Genomic DNA, 16,620 nt, shown 5'->3' with positions numbered 1-16,620 from the left:
CGATCCCGCGGCAGCGGGGCAGGTTGAGGCAAGCACCCTATCGCCGCTGAAGCGGCTCCCACACAGAGCAGCATCGGCAGCAGCATAGGCAGCAGCACAGGCAGCAGCACTGGCAGCAGCACAGGCAGCAGCACGCAAAGCGCACTCTGACAGGGCCTGTGGCTCTGCGCCTGCTAGAATTTACGGTTACTGCCCCCATTGCCCTGCCATGCGAATCCTCACGACCGCGGCGCTTGCCCTGGCCTTATCCGCCCCTGTCCTTGCGACGCCGCCTGCAAAGCCGGCGCGTCTCGGGCTGTGCGCGGCGTGTCATGGCGAGGACGGCATGGCACGCATTCCCGGCGCACCTAACCTGGCCGGACAGAAACTCGATTACCTGCGCGAAGCATTGCGCCAGTACCGCGACGGCCGCCGCGACATCCCCGTGATGCGCGCCGCGACCGGCCCCCTCACCGATGCGGAACTGGACCAGCTTGCCCAGTGGTTCTCCGCGCAAACCCCATCCAGAGCGGCTCCATGAATTTTACCGGTACCTTCATCGGCATCGTCGCGGGTATCTGGTTGACCCACAACCTGCTCGGCGCCCTCATCGGCGGCGCCCTCGGCTTCATGTTCGACGCCAGTCGCCAGCAGAACCAGCGCCGACGCGCACCTACGCAAGGCGGCTACATCTCGCCGCTGTTTACGCTGATCGGCGCCGTGGCCAAGGCCGACGGACGCATCTCCGAAGCCGAGATCGCCATCGCCGAGCGCCTCATGGCGCGCATGAATCTGGACCAGGCACAGCGGACCGTCGCCGTCGACGCGTTCAACGAAGGCAAGCAGCCCGAGTTCAACGCTGCCGAAGTGATCGACGAACTGCGCCAGTGGGTCGGCCATCGCCGCGACCATGCCTTCCCCGTCATCGACGTGGTGATCGAAACCGTCCTCGCCGAGGGCAATCCCTCGCCCGAGAAAATGGCGATCCTGCGCCAGCTCGCCTTCGCCCTGCGCGTGAGCGACATGGAGCTGATGGCGCTGATGGCGATGAAGGGCTATGCCTGGAATGCGAATGCGGGTGGTCGCTCGTACGGTGGAAGCCAGGGTCGCAGCAGCGGTGGCTACGTGCCGCCGCAGCGCAGCGCGCAGGGCCCGGACCCGTACGCGGTGCTCGGCATCCAGCGCGACACCGACGACCGCGGGATCAAGCGTGCGTATCGCAAGCTGATTTCGGAGCACCACCCGGATCGATTGGGTGATCTGCCGGAAGACATGCGCCGCCGGGCCGAGTCGCGTGCGAGCGAGATTAATGCGGCGTATGAGCGGATCAAGGCTGAGCGGGGCTTTAAGTAAGAGCATCGCCGCTGAAGCGGCTCCCACAGAACACTCATCTGTACTAGAAATACACGCCGCACTGGATCACGCTTCGCCAGACCCCATCTTTGTCGTTAACCGGCCCGCTGGCGCGGGATCGCCGATGAATCGGCTCCTACAACGGCTTTCCATCTAACACGGTATCGATCATGTCCAAGCAAAGCCCCGTTATCGCCCCGTCCATCCTCTCGGCCGACTTCGCCCGCCTGGGTGAGGACACGCGCAAGGTGCTCGACGCCGGTGCGCAGTGGGTGCATTTCGACGTGATGGACAACCACTACGTGCCCAACCTCACCATCGGGCCGATGGTGCTCAAGGCGCTGCGGGATTACGGCATCACCGAGCACATCGACGTGCACCTCATGGTCAAGCCGGTGGACCGCATCGTCCCGGACTTCGCCAAGGCCGGCGCGCGCAGCATCAGCTTCCATCCGGAAGCCAGCGAACACGTCGATCGCACCATCCAGCTGATCCAGGGCGAGGGCTGCGAAGCCGGCCTCGTGTTCAATCCGGCGACGCCGCTGTCATGGCTGGACTTCGTCATGGACAAGATCGACATGGTGCTGATCATGTCAGTGAACCCGGGCTTCGGCGGCCAGAAGTTCATCCCGTCGGCGCTGGAGAAGATTCACCAGGTGCGTGAGCGCATCGACGCGAGCGGTCGCAAGATCCGGCTCGAAGTGGACGGCGGCGTGACCCCCGACAACATAGGCGCGATTTCGGCAGCGGGGGCGGACACCTTCGTCGCCGGCTCGGCCATCTTCAACGCGCCGGACTACGCCGACGTGATCCGCCGCATGCACGCGGCGATCGACGGCAAGTAAGCCGCCGCAACCCCATGGGTGCCCACGCGGCACTCATGAACAAGATTTCACGAATAAAAAGCGAACCGGGTGGTACTGTAATCAAGACTCGGGGTGGGTCACAGGCGAGGATCTACGTATGAAAACGTTGTCCGTACTGAGCCTTATCGCGGCACTCGCCGTATCGGCAGTCGCAGCCCACGCCGCCGAGCGCCCTGTCCCCCTGCCCAACCAGCAAGCCAAGGTCGCTGATTCACTGCAGCCCTGTCCGGGTGGTCTTGAGCGCTTCCTTCCCGGGGAATACTACTTCTGCGCGGCCGCCCAGGAATTCTGGAGCGGTCACATGGGGCTGGCGCGCGAGAACCTGAAAGACGCCGCTCGCTGGGCCAGCAAGCCCGCGCAATACGCTCTTGGTGTCATGTACTTCAATGGCGACCATGCCGAGAAGAACCGTCCCCTTGGCCTTGCCTGGCTGGCGCTCGCCGCCGAGCGTCACGATCCCGCCTACGAACCCACCTTCATCTCGGCCTATCAGCAGGCCACGCCGGAAGAGCTTGCCCAAGGCAACGCCTACTGGAACGACATGAAAGCGACCTACGCGGACGTCGTCGCTGCGCCGCGCGCGGGACGTCAGTTCGATCGTGCCTACAAGGAACTGGAGTGGGCCGCGAACTTCGGCGGCAGCGTCTTCATCGACGGCGTGTTCATGCCGACGACCGCCGCCGCCTCGGCCGATAACTTGCCGCTGCAGAGTGGTTTCAGCGTGGGCCGCCTGTTGCAGGCGCAGAAAGCCATGTACTTCTACGGTTACGACAGCCACGTGTTCGTCGGCGACGCCGAGCTCGTTCCGGTCAGCCAGGTCAATACACGCCGGTCCGATTGATCAACAGGAACGCTCCCCTGGAGCTCGCTTTGGAGAAGCCCATGAAACACCTTCGTACTGCCGCCCTCGCGCTGCTTTGCACCGTTGCCGCCGCCGCTTCCGCCACCGAAGCGGCAGCGCCCGCTCGTTCGGCAGCGGATGCCAAGGCGGAGATCCGCAAGACCATCCAGGGCTGCGCGCAGGGCCTCGAGCGCCTGCTGCCCGGTGACTATTACTTCTGTGCCGCCGCCCGTGACCTGAGCCGTGGGCACAACGGTCTGTCGCGCGAACGCCTGCGCGATGCCGCCCATTGGGCAAGTAAGCCAGCCCAGTACGCGCTCGGCCTGATGTACTTCAATGGCGACGAAGGCCCGTCCGATCGGCCGCTGGGTCTGGCCTGGCTAGCGATCGCCGATGAGCGCCACGACCCGCGTTTCGAGGGTGCCTTTATCCAGGCCTACACGCAGTCGACGCCGGCCGAACGGGCGAAGGCCAACGAGTACTGGCTTCAGCTCAGGGATGATTTCAGCGATGCTGTCGCTGGCCAGCGCGCAAAGCGCCGGTTTACCAATGAGATGCGTAACATCGAAGCCGCCTCGATGTTCGGTGGCTCGATCTTCATCGACGGCATCACGCCGCCGGATGGCCCGGGCTTCGGCCAGTTCAACAACGGCGAGAGCTCACGCGTCTCCGGCTCGCACGGCTTCGCCGTGAACCGGTCGTTGAACAAGCAGGGCGAAGAATTCTTCCGCGGCATGGCCGGCACGGTCACCGTCGGCGACGTTACGCCGACCAACCTTGTCCCGATCGGCCAGGTAGCCGCCGCCCAGCAGCCGAAGGCCGCTGACTGACAAGCGTCGTGCGGTTGCGGTCGCGGTTGCGGTTGCCGTTGCCATTGTGGGAGCCGATTCATCGGCGATAGGGTGCTTGCGGCATCCTTCGTGACCTTGCCCGCTGCCGCGGGATGGCCGCTGAAGCGGCTTCCACAGAGTGCATTAGTGCATGCCGAACAGCACGCCGAGGACGAGGGCGCCGATGGCCAGTGCCACGCGGAGCGGCTCGAAGTCGCGTTCCAGTTCGGTGTTGTCGGCGTCGGGTTTGGTTTTCATGATTGAGATTCTCGGCGCCGGTTCGGTGGGCGGAGCGTCCGGGTTGGGGCAATCCGCAGGCCGTTTGTGGCAAATTCCGGGCAAACAAAATGTGTAGGCGCCGGCCCGGCGTGAGTGCGAGAAGGGGCAAGACGCGGGCAATCGCGGCCGGGGCCTTGCGGACGGGACGTCGGGCATAGGAACCTGCGCTGGCTCAATCACCTCAACGGAATGCCCATGGCCCGCAGTATCGCCATCGTCGAAGACGAACCCCTCATCCGCGCCAACTACGTCGAAGCCCTCAACCGCTTCGGCTACGAGGCCCGCGGCTACGGCTCACGCGGCGAAGCCTCCATGGCCTTCGGCATGCGGCTGCCGGAACTGGTGATCATCGACATTGGTCTGGGCGATGAACCCGAAGGCGGTTTCGACCTCTGCCGCGAGCTCCGCGCGAAGTCAGCCACGCTACCGATCATCTTCCTGACGGCACGCGATTCGGACTTCGACGTCATCTCCGGCCTGCGCCTGGGCGCGGACGACTACCTGTCCAAGGACACCAGCCTGCATCAGCTCGCGGCGCGCATCGCGGCGCTGTTCCGCCGGATCGAATCGCTGAAGGCCCCGGCCTCCAGCGAGACGGTGATCGAACACGGGCCGCTGAAGCTCGAATCCGAGCGCATGCGGATACTGTGGAACGGTATTGAGATTCCGCTTACCGTCACCGAGTTCTGGATGGTCCACACGCTGGTGCGTTTTCCGGGCCACGTTAAGAATCGCGACCAGCTGATGCGCGAAGCGGAGCTCGTTGTCGACGATGCGACGATCACCTCGCACATCAAGCGCATCCGGAAGAAGTTCATCGCTTTGGCGCCGGAGTTCGATGCGATCGAGACGGTGCATGGTGTGGGTTATCGCTGGACTTCGTGAGCTCGTTTGTGGGAGCCGCAGCGGTGAAGCCGATGCCTTTGTGGGAGCCGCTGCCTTTGTGGGAGCCGCTTCAGCGGCGATTGGGTGCTTGCCCTAACCTGGCCCGCTGCCGCGGGATCGCCGCTGAAGCGGCTCCCACAAGATTGCCGATGAATCGGCTCCCACAAGATTGCCGATGAATCGGCTCCCACAAGATCGCCGCTGAATCGGCTCCCACAAGATCGCCGATGAATCGGCTCCTACAATTGCCGATGAATCGGCTCCTACAACAGCGTCGCGTTAGTCAGCCTGCATGAGCCTTCGTCAGAAACTCCTCCTTGTCGCCCTGTGCACCCTGGCCCTTCCGGTGGCCGGGTGGCTCTACGTGCGCCAGATGGAAACCCTCCTGCGCGAAGGCCAGGCGCAGGCGCTGGTCGCGTCGGGGCGTGCGCTGGCGCGCAGTCTCGTCGTAGTCGATGCACCGTTGCCGCCGGCGGGTAACGCCTGGTACGTGCAGCACACGCCTACGACGATCACCATGGACGGCTACGGGGATGACTGGGCGTCGCTGAGCCCGTGGGCGCAGAACTTCGGCAAGAACGCCCGGGTCATGCTCGCCGAGGACGATCGCTGGCTGTATTTCTACATCGACGTGCGTGCCACGCGCCGTCATCGTGCCGATGCGGGGGATCGCCTCGCGCTCAATGCGGACCACCTGATTCTTTCCATCGCCAGCGGCGACGACGCGCAGCGCTACCTCATGGCCAGCGCCGCGCCCGGCGCGACCACGGCCATCGCGCTCGACCCTGAAGCCGGTGTGCTGCCCGACCGCATCAACGCGCAGTGGCAGGAAGATGGCAGCGGCTTCCGCGCAGAATTCCGCCTGCCGCGTGGGCTGCGTCTGGACCACTTCGGCCTCGGCGTGCACCTCGCCGCCGATGGCGACAGCGAGCCGCTCACCGCCGAAGCGCGCCCGCTGCTCGACTTCTCCGCGCCGCTCTCGCAGGAGCTGGCGCGCCTGGCGCCCGACGGCGTGCGCGTGCGCGTGCTCTCGCCCGATGCGTGGCTGATGGCGCAGAGCGGCAAGCTCGATCTGCCGGATCTTCCCGCTGCGGAACGTCCGGGCTGGTTCGCCTCGCTCGTTTATCGCTCGCTCTTGGCGACGCGTCTGGACGAAGAGGGCGGCTGGGCCGAAGACGCGCCGCGCATCGACCTGCCGGAAGTTCGCGAGGCGCTACAGGGCAAGCCAGCCACGGCATGGCGTGCCGGTGAATCGCGCGGCAGCGTCGTGCTGGCGGCGGCCTTGCCGATCCAGGAAGGCGGCAAGCTGCATGGGGTCGTGCTGCTCGAGCAGCCTAGTCGCGCGGTGCCCTTGCTGGCCAACCGCGCGCTGTTCGGCCTGCTGCTGACCAGCTTCGCCGTCTTGCTCGTTGCCGGTGGCGTGCTGTTGTTGTTCGCCACGCGACTGACCTTCCGCTTGCGCCGCCTGCGCAATGCGGCTGAGCGCGCACAGGACAACGATGGACGTCTGGACGGCCCGTTCCCGCTTATCGACGCCACGGACGAACTCGGCGACCTCGCCCGCAGTTTCGCGCGACTGTTCGAGGTGGTCGGTGGCTACACGGATTACCTGCGCACCCTCGCGTCGAAGCTCTCGCACGAGTTGAATACACCGCTCGCGATCGTGAAGTCCTCGCTGGATAACCTCGACCATGCCGGCCTGCCGGCGGAAGCCGAGCCGTATCTCGCACGTGCACGTGACGGCGTGGCCCGCCTCGGCGCCCTGGTCCGCGCGATGAGCGAAGCCAGCCGCATGGAGCGCGCGATCGCCTCGGCCGAAGCCGAAGACGTGAACCTGGCGGACATCGTGCGCGGTTGTGCGGACGGCTATCGCGGTCTCGCCGGCGATCGCACCCTCGACGCCGTGCTGCCGGCGGACCCCGTACCGATGCACGTCTCGCCCGAGCTGATCGCCCAGGCGCTGGACAAGCTGTTCGACAACGCGGTGTCCTTCACGCCGCCGGGCGGCTGGCTGCGCATCACCCTAACCCCGACTGCCGACGGCGCCGACGTGGAGCTGGCGAACGAGGGCCCGTCCTTGCCCGCCGCCATGCAGGGCCGCCTGTTCGATTCGCTGGTGAGCCTGCGTGACAAGGCCACGCCCGGGGATGCGCCGCACCTGGGGCTAGGCCTGTACGTGGTGCGCCTCGTCGCCGAACGCCACCAGGGCAGCGCGAGTGCAAGGAATATCGAAGGCGGCGTGGCGTTTACGCTCCACCTCAAAGGCCTGCCCAGACAGCGCCTGGCCTAGCCCGACCTTACCGGGCCTCTGTGGTGCCCTTGTGGCGCCCTTGTGGGAGCCGCTTCAGCGGCGATAGCCAGGTCACCGCACCCCCCATTCGCCGATGAATCGGCTCCCACAAGGAGCAGCCATCGGCCTTGCGGCCCACATATCCTACAATCCCGGGTCACCCCACCCGATTCGACGCCCCGAATGATCTCCCGCGAACAATTCGACGCCTACGCCGCGCAGGGCCATACGCGCATTCCGCTGGTGCGCGAGGTCTTCTCCGACCTCGACACGCCGCTGTCGGTGTACCTGAAGCTAGCCGATGGCCCGTACACCTTCCTGTTCGAATCGGTCGAGGGCGGCGCCACCTGGGGACGCCATTCCATCATCGGCCTGCCGGCGCGGCGCGTGTATCGCCTGCGCGGACACGAGCTGGAAGTCGAAGAGAGCGGTGAGGTCATCGAGCGTCGTCACCTGGACGATCCGCTCGCCGAGATCGAAGTGCTGCGCAAGCAGTACGACGTGCCCAAACTGCCGGGCCTGCCGGACTTCACCGGCGGCCTCGTCGGCTACTTCGGTTTTGAAACCATCGGCTATATCGAGAAGCGCCTCGCGCAGTGGGACAAGCACGACGAACTCGGCACGCCCGACGTCCTGCTGATGCTTGCCGACGAAGTGGCCGTATTCGACAATCTGAAGGGTCGCCTCTTCCTCATCGTCCACGCCGATCCGTCGAAGCCGCAGGCCTATGCCGATGCCTCGCGCCGTCTCGACGCGCTGGCCTTCCGCCTGCGTCAGGGTGGTGTGTCGTACCCGCAGATGCTGCAGCCGGCGGCCATCGACGAATCCGATTTCAAATCCTCATTCACCCGCGAGGAGTACGAGGAAGTCGTGCGCAAGGCGCAGGAATATATCCGCGCTGGCGACATCTTCCAGGTCGTGCCATCGCAGCGATTGAGCGTCAAATTCAACGCGCGTCCGGTCGATGTCTATCGCGCACTGCGAGCGATGAATCCCTCGCCGTACATGTTCTTCATCGACATGGGCCCGACACAGATCGTCGGTTCCTCGCCGGAAATCCTGGTGCGTCTGAAGGCCGGTCGTGTCGTGCTGCGTCCCATCGCCGGCACACGCCGCCGTGGTGCGGACGAAGCGGAAGACGTCGCCCTCGAAACCGAACTGCTCGCCGATCCGAAGGAACGCGCCGAGCACCTCATGCTGATCGACCTCGGTCGTAACGATGTCGGCCGCGTGAGCAAGACCGGCACGGTGGAGTTGTCCGAGTCCTTCGTGGTCGAACGCTACTCGCACGTGATGCACATCGTGTCCCAGGTCGAAGGCGAGATCCGCGACGACCTCTCGTACATGGATGTCATCAAGGCGACGTTCCCGGCCGGTACCGTCAGCGGTGCACCGAAGATCCGCGCGCTGGAGATCATCCAGGAGCTCGAGCCCTTCAAGCGCAACATCTACGCTGGTGCCATCGGCTGGCTCGGCTGGTGGGGCGACGCGGACACCGCGATCGCCATCCGCACCGCCGTGATCCAGGACGGCCGCCTGCACGTGCAAGCCGGCGGCGGCGTCGTCTACGACTCCGATCCGGCAGCCGAGTGGGAAGAGACCATGAACAAAGGCCGCGCGCTCTTCCGCGCCGTAGCCCAGGCTGCCAAAGGCCTGTAACGATCGCGCTGTGGTGGGAGCCGATTCATCGGCGAAAGGGTGCTAGCGATGACCTGTCACCCCGCTGCCGCGGGGATCGCCGATGAATCGGCTCCCACAAAAAGCACCAGTGCAGAAAAAGCACCACTGCATAAAAGCACACCGCACAAAAGATGTCTCATCCGTTTCGAAAGGAGATCGTCGGGTATGAATCGTTATCTGCTTGCTGTCGTTCTTGCCGCGTTGCCTTTGCTAGCTTCCGCGCAGGCGGCGGCTCCTGCCTCCCCGTATCTCGCCACGAAGGGGCATGCCGAGCGCAGCGTCCAGCCGGATCGCTTCGGTATCGACTTGAGGGTCATTGTCGTCGACATGAAGCCGGCGGTCGCCCGGACGCGCGCCGAGACCAAAATGGCCGGGGTGTTGGCCGGCTTCAAAGCGCACCACGCCATACCCGAATCGATTGACGCGACATCTCTTCGCGTGGGCGCGAAGAGCGAGTTTCGCGACGGCGAAAACGTGTTCATCGGGACCGAGGTATGGCGTACAGCACACGCTGTCTTCGCGAATCTGAACGATCTTCGCGACTTCATCGACGGCGTCGACGCAGATCGTGAGTTACAGATCACCGGTACGACGGTGACGCGCAGTGACATTGAGACTGTGCGCCAGGACGTGCGCCGCGCCGCCATCAACGACTCCATTCGATCCGCCAAGGCAATGGCAGAAGCTTACGGGGTCAGGTTGGGTGCGCTTTACACCGTCAGCGACCAGCCTAATGCTGTTTCGGGAGGTGGCGCCGCTATTGGTCTTTACGCCCCTGCCGCTTTGGAGCCTGCCGCGAAGATCGATTTGAAGGTAGGTAGCATCAAGGTCGAACAGGACGTCTTCGCCATCTATTTGATGGACGCGGGTAAGTGAGCCTTCTCGCGGCCCGAAACCCCTTGTAGGAGCCGATTCATCGGCGAAAGGGTGCTAGCGGTATCCTTACCCCGCTGCCGCAAAGATCGCCGATGAATCGGCTCCTACAGAAAATGCGGCGCAGGCCGAACACTTCTCGCAACCGATTACGCCACCGCGCGCACCAACCTCACGGACCGAATGAACATCATGACCAGCACCCGCACCTTCATCGCCGCAGGAAGCCTCGCCGTCATGGCCGCCACGGCGTCGCCCTCGGTGCAGGCACGCGAGCCTTTCTCCGACGACGTGGCCTCGCGCACGCAGGCGCTGGCGCTGCTGGAAACGTTGAACGCGGATCTGCTCAGCCACCCGAGCGCGACGCTCACGCTGGAACGCTGGTGCAGCGACCACGCGCTGGCGGGTGACGCAAAGATCCTCGCGCGTCGCATCAAGGGCCAAGACAAGGCGCTGCCGGACGATGACCGGCAGACACTCGGCATCGGCCCGAACGAGCCGGTGAAGTACCGCCGCGTCCAGCTGGCCTGCGGCGAGCACGTCCTCTCCGAAGCCGACAACTGGTACGTCCCGTCGCGCCTCACCCCGGAAATGAACCAGATCCTCGACACCACCGACCAACCGTTCGGCAAGGTCGTCCAGCCGCTGCATTTCCGCCGCCAGACGATCAGCGCGGACCTGCTCTGGTCACCGCTGCCCAAGGGCTGGGAGATGGAAGCGCCGCTGCCTCCGACGGTGAAGGGCCCGCTGGCGATCCCCCATGAGCTGCTGCGGCACCGGGCGGTGCTGTTCAACGAGAGCAGCCAGCCGTTTAGCCTGGTGGTCGAGACCTACACCTCGGAAGTGCTGGCCTTCGGCCGCCGCTGAGGGCGGGCTAGCCCCCCACCAACCGCCGTATTCCATCCGGCTGACTTGGCAGCTTCCCGCCGGCGCCTGAAGCTGGGGACCACATAAGGTGGAGGCACCCCATGGCCCCGGCGAGCGCTGTTGTACGCAAGGCCCCCGCACCCCGGCTCACCGGGACGAACCCCTTTGGGGCGCTGCTCACCGTCGCCCACGAGCAGCGGCTGGGCCCCCAGCCGAACTCGCTCGATAACGCGGTCGCCAACGCCACGCACTGGGTGCAACTCTCCAACGCGGCGCGCCGCCCGGATGCCATGTGGCTCGAAGCCGGGGCGATGATGCAGCGGCTGGTACCGCGTTCGGACTGGGTGCGCTATCTGCGGAAGATTCGCCTGGACCGCGGTGCGCTGAACAGTCGCGAGTGGTTCGAAGTCACCCGCGTGCGCGATCCGGTGGGACTGCCAACCGGCGATTACCTCAACGTGATCTTCATCGCGCAGTTCGCCCGGGCCGTTCTCTTCGAGACGGTCTCGCTGGCGCCCGGCAGTGCAGGGTGGATGCCCGTCGGTTACGTCATCCGCCCCGTGCAGCGCGAGATCTCGTTCGTGCAGTAAGCCGGCAAACGCGCTTGCAGTCGTACTACCTGCTGTTTGTAAGAGCCGATTCATCGGCGATGCCTTTGTGGGAGCCGATTCGTCGGCGACCCCCGAGGCAGCGGGGCAAGGTTACGGCAACCGGGTTTTCGCCGATGAATCGGCTCCCACAGATGACTCGGCCCCCACAGATGACTCCGCTGCGGTGCGCGCCGCGAACGCCGCGGCAATCGCGTCGCGCGTAGCCAATAGCACTTCCTCCGACAACGCGGCATCCGTCTTCGCGACCGCACGCGCGACCGCGATCGCACCGATCTGCGCCGCGATCGAGGCCACCGCCAACTGCCGTCGCGCGTCATGCGGCATCGTCTCGTCGATCGCTCCCGCCATCATCGCGACCTCTTCCTCGAACGCCTCCACGAAGCTCTTGCTGAGCGCCTCACCTTGCCGTCCGACATCGCTCGCGGACGCCGTCATTGGGCAACTCGTGGTCAGCTCATCGCGCTGGCGCGTGGTGTAGAGGCTGCCCAGGTGTTCCTCGAACGACGGGTGCCGATCACCGGCCCAGGCGCGCGCGCGTTCCATTCGCTCGGCGAACCCGTGCGAGAACGCCTCTGCCGCGAGGATGTCCTTCGAGGGGAAGTGAGCGTAGAGCGCGCCGTGCGTCAGCCCGGCTTCCTTCGCGATTTCTGCTACGCCGACACCATCGACGCCCTTTTCCCGGAACAGTCGGCTGGCCGCCAGGAGCAAGGCTTCACGGTTCTGCGCTGATTTTTCCTTCGAAACTCGCAATGCCCGCACTCCTGAATGCTTCCGACGGTTTTGATTGTAACCGTTATCAAAAGGTATTAGATTGCAGTCGTAATCATAAGCCCCGCCCATCGGACGGTGAGGGCTTTCTCGCCTGGCAGAGGAAGTGGACATCATGCGTTACAAGCTTTTTGGTAAGCACACGGGCCTTCGCGTCTCCGAGCTGGTACTCGGTACCGGCAGCTTCGGCACCCGGTGGGGTCACGGCAGCGAGGCCGACGAGGCGAAGCGCATGCTCGACGCATACGCCGACGCCGGCGGCAACTTCATCGATACTGCCGACAGTTACCAGTTCGGCGAGTCGGAAGAGATTCTCGGCCGATTGCTCGTCGGTCGTCGCAACGAGTTCGTCCTGGCGACCAAGTTCAGCCAGAGCGCACAGCCCAACGCGGGCCTGCTGGTCACCGGCAACAGCCGTAAGGCCATGGTGGCCTCGCTCGAAGCGAGCCTGAAACGACTCAACACCGATCACGTCGATCTCTACTGGGTGCACTACGCCGACGGCGTGACGCCGATGGAGGAGATCGTCCGCGGTTTCGACGACCTCGTGCGTGCAGGAAAGATTCTCTACGCGGGGCTGTCCGATTTCCCCGCGTGGCGCGTGTCACGTGCTGCGACCATCGCCGAACTGCGCGGCAGCATCCCGATCGCCGGGCTGCAGGTCGAGCACAGTCTTGTCGAACGCACCACGGAACAAGAACTGCTGCCGATGGGTGAAGCGTTGGGTCTGGGCATGGTCGCTTGGTCGCCGCTGGGCGGTGGCATGCTCACGGGTAAATACCGTCAGGGTGAGAAAGGCCGCGCCGAAGGTTTCGGCGGACGGGTGTTCCAGGCGGAAGATACGAAGCAACGCACGGCGATTCTCGATGCTGTGATTGCAGTGGCCGACGAGCTGGACGTCACGCCGGGCGAGGTGGCTATCGCCTGGGTCGCCGCCAAGGGTGCGCTGCCGATTATCGGGCCGCGTAGTGTTGCGCAGCTGCAGGCGAACCTTGCGGCGGCGAAGGTTGCTTTGACGCCTGAGCAGATCGAGCGGCTTGATGCAGTTAGTGCATTGCGGCCGGTGTTTCCGCATTCGCTGCTGGAAGATCCTGCCAACCGCGATCGTATCTTCAGCGGCAAACTGGATCGGTTCGTTCCGCCGCGCGAGAGGGTGGCCTGACCTAAAGGCTGAAAAGCTTCTTGTGGGAGCCGCTTCAGCGGCGATAACCAGGTTGCCGAAACCTGGCCCGCTGCCGCGGGATCGCCGCTGAAGCGGCTCCCGCAAGTATCGGCTTCTTCGCTCCTGTAGTTAGAGCGCGCTATCCAGGGCTTTGTAGAAACGCTCGGGCGCTTCGATCATCGGTGCGTGGCCTAGCCCGTCCAGCGGAATCAACTTCGCCCCGGGAATCTTCGCGGCAGCTTCCTTACCGAGTTCCGCGTAATTCCCCAGCTTCTCCTGCACAGACGAAGGCGCGGCATCCTTCCCGATTGCCGTCTTATCCGCCTGTCCGATAATCAACACCGTCGGCACGCGGATGTTGGGGAACTCATAAATCACCGGCTGGCTGAAAATCATGTCGTACGTAAGCGCCCCGGCCCACGCGACGTCTTCGCGACCGCTACCTTCGTACATGCCAGCCTGCATCACGGCCCAACGGTCGTAATCCGACTTCCACTTGCCGTCGTAGTAGCTCTTCAACTGATACGCGCGAATCGTCGCGTACGAGGTCTTCATCTCGCTCGCGTACCATTCATCGACGCTGCGCCACGGCACGCCCTTCGCCTGCCAGTCTTCCAAACCGAGCGGATCGACGAGGATCAGCTTCTCCACGCCCTGCGGGAACATCAGCGCATAGCGCGCACCGATCATGCCGCCCATCGAATGGGCGACCACGGTGACCTTGTCGACGCCGAGGCTGGTGAGCAGGGCATGCGTATTCGCGGCGAGTTGCTGGATGCCGTACTGGTAATCGTGCGGCTTGGAGGATTTGCAGAAGCCGATCTGATCGGGAATGACTACGCGATAACCCTGCGCGCGTAGATGCTCGGCGGTCGCCTGCCAGTACGGGCCGCAGAAGTTCTTACCGTGGAGAAGGACGACGGTGCGTCCGTTCGGCTTCTCGGGCTTGAGCTCCATGTAGGCCATCTCGAGCGACTGGCCCTGGCTCTTCACCGGGAACATCGCGACCGGGTACGGGTAGTCGAAGCGCTCGAGGCGCGGGCCGAGTTCCTTGATGGCGGGCGTGTCGTCCGCGAGCAGCGGCATGGCGGTGCAGAGCAGGGCGAGGGCAACGAGCGTGCGACGCATGGTGGGGAGTCCTGTGCAGTCCGACCCCAACAATACTGCCAGCGGTGTATAGCCGTCGTGGGAGCCGACTGTCTGCGGGAGCCGCTTCGTCTGTGGGAGCCGAGTCATCTGTGGGAGCCGCTTCAGCGGCGATCCCGCGGCAGCGGGCCAGGCTGCGGCAATCTGGTTATCGCCGATGAATCGGCTCCCACAGAGCGCGCGCTGTCCGCATCATCCGAAGGGCCGCCATTTTTTGCCATAATCCAGCCGTACGGGCCAGAACGGGGATGTGTCATGAGCGATTACGAAACGCCGTCGCGCGAATACACGCGTCCGCCGATGACGCGTGGCGTCGACCCGCAGCGGATGAACTGGCTTTGGCAGCTGATCCTGCAGTCGACGGACCTGGATCCGGACGAGGTGCGCGAAGCACTGTTGGCGTGCGGAGTCGCGGCGACCAGCAAGCGCCTGCATAGCTGGCAGGTGAGCGATCAGGACGACGCGTATTTCCCGTTGTCGCTGGCGGAGCTGGAGCGGAATCTTCGCTCAGTGGTTGCTTTGAAGAAGCAGCGGGCTGAGGCGATCGATGCGGCCGCTGAGTCTTCGACCGGGACGGTTGCCGCGCTCGATAGCGAAACCCCGCACCTGTAGGAGCCGATTCATCGGCGAGCCCGCGGCAGCGGGCAAGGTTCCGGCGACCTGGACTTCGCCGATGAATCGGCTCCTACAGAAAAAGAAACGCCCGCGTTAGCGGGCTTTCCTTTTTGAGTGGGGTGTCGCGATCTGGTTTTCGCCGATGAATCGGCTCCTACAGAGGGAGCGCGCTCAGGAATAGCGCTCGGAGAGGAACCTGTAGAACGCGCGCAGGCCTTGCGCTTCACCGCCACGCGGATGCGCCGGTCGGTCGGTGTCATTCCACGAGTAGGTATCCAGGTGCATCCAGTTCTGGGTCTCGGGGATGAAGCGTTCGAGGTAGAGCGCGGCGGTGATGGCGCCGCCGTGGCGTGAGGGGCCGGCGTTGGCGAAGTCCGCCACGTACGATTCCAGCATGCGACGGTAGGGGCGCCACAGCGGCAGGCGCCACAGCGGGTCGCCGACGAGTTCGGCGGAGCCGATGACGTGGTCGGCGAGCTGGTCGCGGTTGGTGAAGAGGGCGGGCAGCTCGGGGCCGAGCGCCACGCGTGCGGCGCCGGTGAGCGTCGCGAAATCGACGATGAGATCCGGCGCCTGTTCGGCGGCGTAGGCGATCGCGTCGCACAGCACCAGGCGGCCTTCGGCATCCGTGTTGTCCACTTCCACCGTGTGCCCGCCGCGCGTCTTGATCACGTCGCCCGGACGCATGGCGTTACCGGAGATCGCGTTCTCGACCGCGGGCACCAGCAAGGTGAGGCGCACCGGCAGGCGCGCCTGCATGACGAGGCCGGCCAGGGCGATCGCGTGTGCCGCGCCGCCCATGTCCTTCTTCATCCAGCGCATGCCGTCGGACGGCTTGATGTCGAGGCCGCCGGTGTCGAAGCACACGCCCTTGCCGATGATCACCAGCTTCGGATTGGAGTTCTTGCCCCAGGTCAGCTCGATCATGCGCGGCGCGCGATGGCTCGCGCGGCCTACGGCATGGATGGTCGGGAAGTTCGCGGCGAGCAGTTCGTCGCCTACCCATTCCTGCACCTTCGCCTTATGGATCTCGGCATGGGCATGAATGGCGGCGGAGAGATGTTCCGGGCCCATGTCTTCGGTGGGCGTGTTGACCAGGTCGCGCACCTGCGTGGTCGCGTCGATCACTGGCTGCACGGAGCGCAGCGTCGCGGCGTCCACCACCAGCTGGGCCGAAGGACGGACGCGTGAGCGGTAACGATCGAAGCGATACCCGCCGAGGGCCCAGCCGAGCGCGAGCAGGTCGCGGTCGTCGACGACGCCTTCTTCAGCGAGCTCGTACAGGCCTTCGGGGAGACGGGAGGGCAGGGAACCGAGCGCCGCGAGCGGATCGGAACGGTCGACGCCGACAAGGATGCGCGCGATCTTCCCATCGACACCCGGCAGGACAAGCACCGCACCCGGCGTGGGACGAAACGCTGTCGATGCCAGCCATTGCTGATGGACCGCTCCGAGGCGAGCTTCGGCTGCCGCCATGCCGGCCACATCGACGGTCTCGATGGGGATGGCGATTCGTTTCCCGGATTTGCGTTCGATCAGCGGCGACATCAGGCCTCCCGTTCCTCAGGTAGACCC

Annotated in this window: 16 protein-coding genes; 13 read left to right on the top strand and 3 right to left on the bottom strand. The window is 64.9% G+C overall.

All coding sequences use genetic code 11. The features are described from left to right. Positions 1-208 precede the first annotated feature (208 nt). The 11 genes from ACVWWJ_RS20405 to ACVWWJ_RS20355 all read left to right on the top strand — a co-directional run bounded on the left by ACVWWJ_RS20405 (position 209) and on the right by ACVWWJ_RS20355 (position 11,333). Positions 209-520: a c-type cytochrome gene (locus tag ACVWWJ_RS20405; RefSeq protein WP_046967895.1), complete on the top strand. Its 312-nt coding sequence runs from the start codon at positions 209-211 to the stop codon at positions 518-520. After that, positions 517-1,332 (top strand): co-chaperone DjlA, encoded by an 816-nt coding sequence (djlA, locus tag ACVWWJ_RS20400; RefSeq protein WP_456969279.1) that lies wholly within the window; start codon positions 517-519, stop codon positions 1,330-1,332. Before ACVWWJ_RS20405 ends, djlA begins: the two co-directional genes overlap by 4 nt. Before the next feature lie 170 nt (positions 1,333-1,502). Beyond that, the gene (rpe, locus tag ACVWWJ_RS20395; RefSeq protein ID WP_456969278.1) at positions 1,503-2,177 is read left to right on the top strand and encodes a ribulose-phosphate 3-epimerase; all 675 of its coding nucleotides are present in this window, start codon (positions 1,503-1,505) and stop codon (positions 2,175-2,177) included. A gap of 118 nt (positions 2,178-2,295) precedes the next feature. After that, positions 2,296-3,039, top strand: a complete 744-nt coding sequence (locus ACVWWJ_RS20390) for a hypothetical protein (RefSeq protein WP_159895629.1) — start codon at positions 2,296-2,298, stop codon at positions 3,037-3,039. Between the two features lie 41 nt (positions 3,040-3,080). Beyond that, the gene (locus ACVWWJ_RS20385; protein WP_456969276.1) at positions 3,081-3,869 is read left to right on the top strand and encodes a hypothetical protein; all 789 of its coding nucleotides are present in this window, start codon (positions 3,081-3,083) and stop codon (positions 3,867-3,869) included. 474 nt (positions 3,870-4,343) lie between these two features. Next, the gene (gene pdsR / locus ACVWWJ_RS20380; RefSeq protein WP_456969275.1) at positions 4,344-5,033 is read left to right on the top strand and encodes a proteobacterial dedicated sortase system response regulator; all 690 of its coding nucleotides are present in this window, start codon (positions 4,344-4,346) and stop codon (positions 5,031-5,033) included. 292 nt (positions 5,034-5,325) lie between these two features. Further along, positions 5,326-7,323, top strand: coding sequence for an ATP-binding protein (locus ACVWWJ_RS20375; protein WP_456969274.1), 1,998 nt, complete (start codon positions 5,326-5,328; stop codon positions 7,321-7,323). 183 nt (positions 7,324-7,506) lie between these two features. Then, positions 7,507-8,982 (top strand): anthranilate synthase component I, encoded by a 1,476-nt coding sequence (trpE, locus tag ACVWWJ_RS20370; protein ID WP_456969273.1) that lies wholly within the window; start codon positions 7,507-7,509, stop codon positions 8,980-8,982. Positions 8,983-9,168: 186 nt separating this feature from the next. Then, positions 9,169-9,879, top strand: a complete 711-nt coding sequence (locus tag ACVWWJ_RS20365) for an SIMPL domain-containing protein (RefSeq protein ID WP_456969272.1) — start codon at positions 9,169-9,171, stop codon at positions 9,877-9,879. Between the two features lie 189 nt (positions 9,880-10,068). After that, on the top strand, positions 10,069-10,743 hold the full coding sequence (locus ACVWWJ_RS20360) for a hypothetical protein (RefSeq protein WP_159895617.1): 675 nt from the start codon (positions 10,069-10,071) through the stop codon (positions 10,741-10,743). A gap of 101 nt (positions 10,744-10,844) precedes the next feature. Next, a complete protein-coding gene (locus tag ACVWWJ_RS20355) occupies positions 10,845-11,333 on the top strand; it encodes a DUF4019 domain-containing protein (protein ID WP_159895615.1) in 489 nt (162 codons plus the stop codon). A 111-nt stretch (positions 11,334-11,444) separates the two neighbouring features. On the opposite strand, the gene ACVWWJ_RS20350 is transcribed toward ACVWWJ_RS20355, so the two are convergent. Continuing rightward, positions 11,445-12,104 carry a TetR/AcrR family transcriptional regulator gene (locus ACVWWJ_RS20350; RefSeq protein ID WP_456969271.1) on the bottom strand — a complete coding sequence of 220 codons (660 nt, stop codon included), beginning with the start codon at positions 12,102-12,104 and terminating at the stop codon, positions 11,445-11,447. Positions 12,105-12,237: 133 nt separating this feature from the next. Here ACVWWJ_RS20350 and ACVWWJ_RS20345 point away from each other — a divergent pair, with 133 nt between their 5' ends. Beyond that, a complete protein-coding gene (locus tag ACVWWJ_RS20345) occupies positions 12,238-13,284 on the top strand; it encodes an aldo/keto reductase (protein WP_456969270.1) in 1,047 nt (348 codons plus the stop codon). A gap of 129 nt (positions 13,285-13,413) precedes the next feature. Here ACVWWJ_RS20345 and ACVWWJ_RS20340 read toward each other — a convergent pair whose 3' ends face one another. Beyond that, positions 13,414-14,412 carry an alpha/beta fold hydrolase gene (locus ACVWWJ_RS20340; RefSeq protein WP_456969269.1) on the bottom strand — a complete coding sequence of 333 codons (999 nt, stop codon included), beginning with the start codon at positions 14,410-14,412 and terminating at the stop codon, positions 13,414-13,416. A gap of 273 nt (positions 14,413-14,685) precedes the next feature. On the opposite strand from ACVWWJ_RS20340, the gene ACVWWJ_RS20335 reads away from it, so the two are divergent. Next, entirely contained in the window at positions 14,686-15,042 is a 357-nt protein-coding gene (locus ACVWWJ_RS20335; protein ID WP_456969268.1) for a hypothetical protein, read from the top strand. A 174-nt stretch (positions 15,043-15,216) separates the two neighbouring features. Here ACVWWJ_RS20335 and ACVWWJ_RS20330 read toward each other — a convergent pair whose 3' ends face one another. Continuing rightward, a complete protein-coding gene (locus ACVWWJ_RS20330) occupies positions 15,217-16,593 on the bottom strand; it encodes a leucyl aminopeptidase family protein (protein WP_456969267.1) in 1,377 nt (458 codons plus the stop codon). Between the last annotated feature and the right edge of the window lie 27 nt (positions 16,594-16,620).

This window comes from Luteibacter sp. HA06, assembly GCF_054061215.1.
Note: the sequence above shows the minus strand (reverse complement) of the source record. Positions and strands in the feature narration are given on the sequence as shown.

What these genes read in the sequence shown, in the direction of transcription:
- ACVWWJ_RS20405 (WP_046967895.1), top strand. Translation starts at nt 209, where the DNA reads ATGCGAATCCTCACGACCGCGGCGCTTGCCCTGGCCTTATCCGCCCCT.
- djlA (WP_456969279.1), top strand. Translation starts at nt 517, where the DNA reads ATGAATTTTACCGGTACCTTCATCGGCATCGTCGCGGGTATCTGGTTG.
- rpe (WP_456969278.1), top strand. Translation starts at nt 1,503, where the DNA reads ATGTCCAAGCAAAGCCCCGTTATCGCCCCGTCCATCCTCTCGGCCGAC.
- ACVWWJ_RS20390 (WP_159895629.1), top strand. Translation starts at nt 2,296, where the DNA reads ATGAAAACGTTGTCCGTACTGAGCCTTATCGCGGCACTCGCCGTATCG.
- ACVWWJ_RS20385 (WP_456969276.1), top strand. Translation starts at nt 3,081, where the DNA reads ATGAAACACCTTCGTACTGCCGCCCTCGCGCTGCTTTGCACCGTTGCC.
- pdsR (WP_456969275.1), top strand. Translation starts at nt 4,344, where the DNA reads ATGGCCCGCAGTATCGCCATCGTCGAAGACGAACCCCTCATCCGCGCC.
- ACVWWJ_RS20375 (WP_456969274.1), top strand. Translation starts at nt 5,326, where the DNA reads ATGAGCCTTCGTCAGAAACTCCTCCTTGTCGCCCTGTGCACCCTGGCC.
- trpE (WP_456969273.1), top strand. Translation starts at nt 7,507, where the DNA reads ATGATCTCCCGCGAACAATTCGACGCCTACGCCGCGCAGGGCCATACG.
- ACVWWJ_RS20365 (WP_456969272.1), top strand. Translation starts at nt 9,169, where the DNA reads ATGAATCGTTATCTGCTTGCTGTCGTTCTTGCCGCGTTGCCTTTGCTA.
- ACVWWJ_RS20360 (WP_159895617.1), top strand. Translation starts at nt 10,069, where the DNA reads ATGACCAGCACCCGCACCTTCATCGCCGCAGGAAGCCTCGCCGTCATG.
- ACVWWJ_RS20355 (WP_159895615.1), top strand. Translation starts at nt 10,845, where the DNA reads ATGGCCCCGGCGAGCGCTGTTGTACGCAAGGCCCCCGCACCCCGGCTC.
- ACVWWJ_RS20345 (WP_456969270.1), top strand. Translation starts at nt 12,238, where the DNA reads ATGCGTTACAAGCTTTTTGGTAAGCACACGGGCCTTCGCGTCTCCGAG.
- ACVWWJ_RS20340 (WP_456969269.1), bottom strand. Translation starts at nt 14,412, where the DNA reads ATGCGTCGCACGCTCGTTGCCCTCGCCCTGCTCTGCACCGCCATGCCG.
- ACVWWJ_RS20335 (WP_456969268.1), top strand. Translation starts at nt 14,686, where the DNA reads ATGAGCGATTACGAAACGCCGTCGCGCGAATACACGCGTCCGCCGATG.
- ACVWWJ_RS20330 (WP_456969267.1), bottom strand. Translation starts at nt 16,593, where the DNA reads ATGTCGCCGCTGATCGAACGCAAATCCGGGAAACGAATCGCCATCCCC.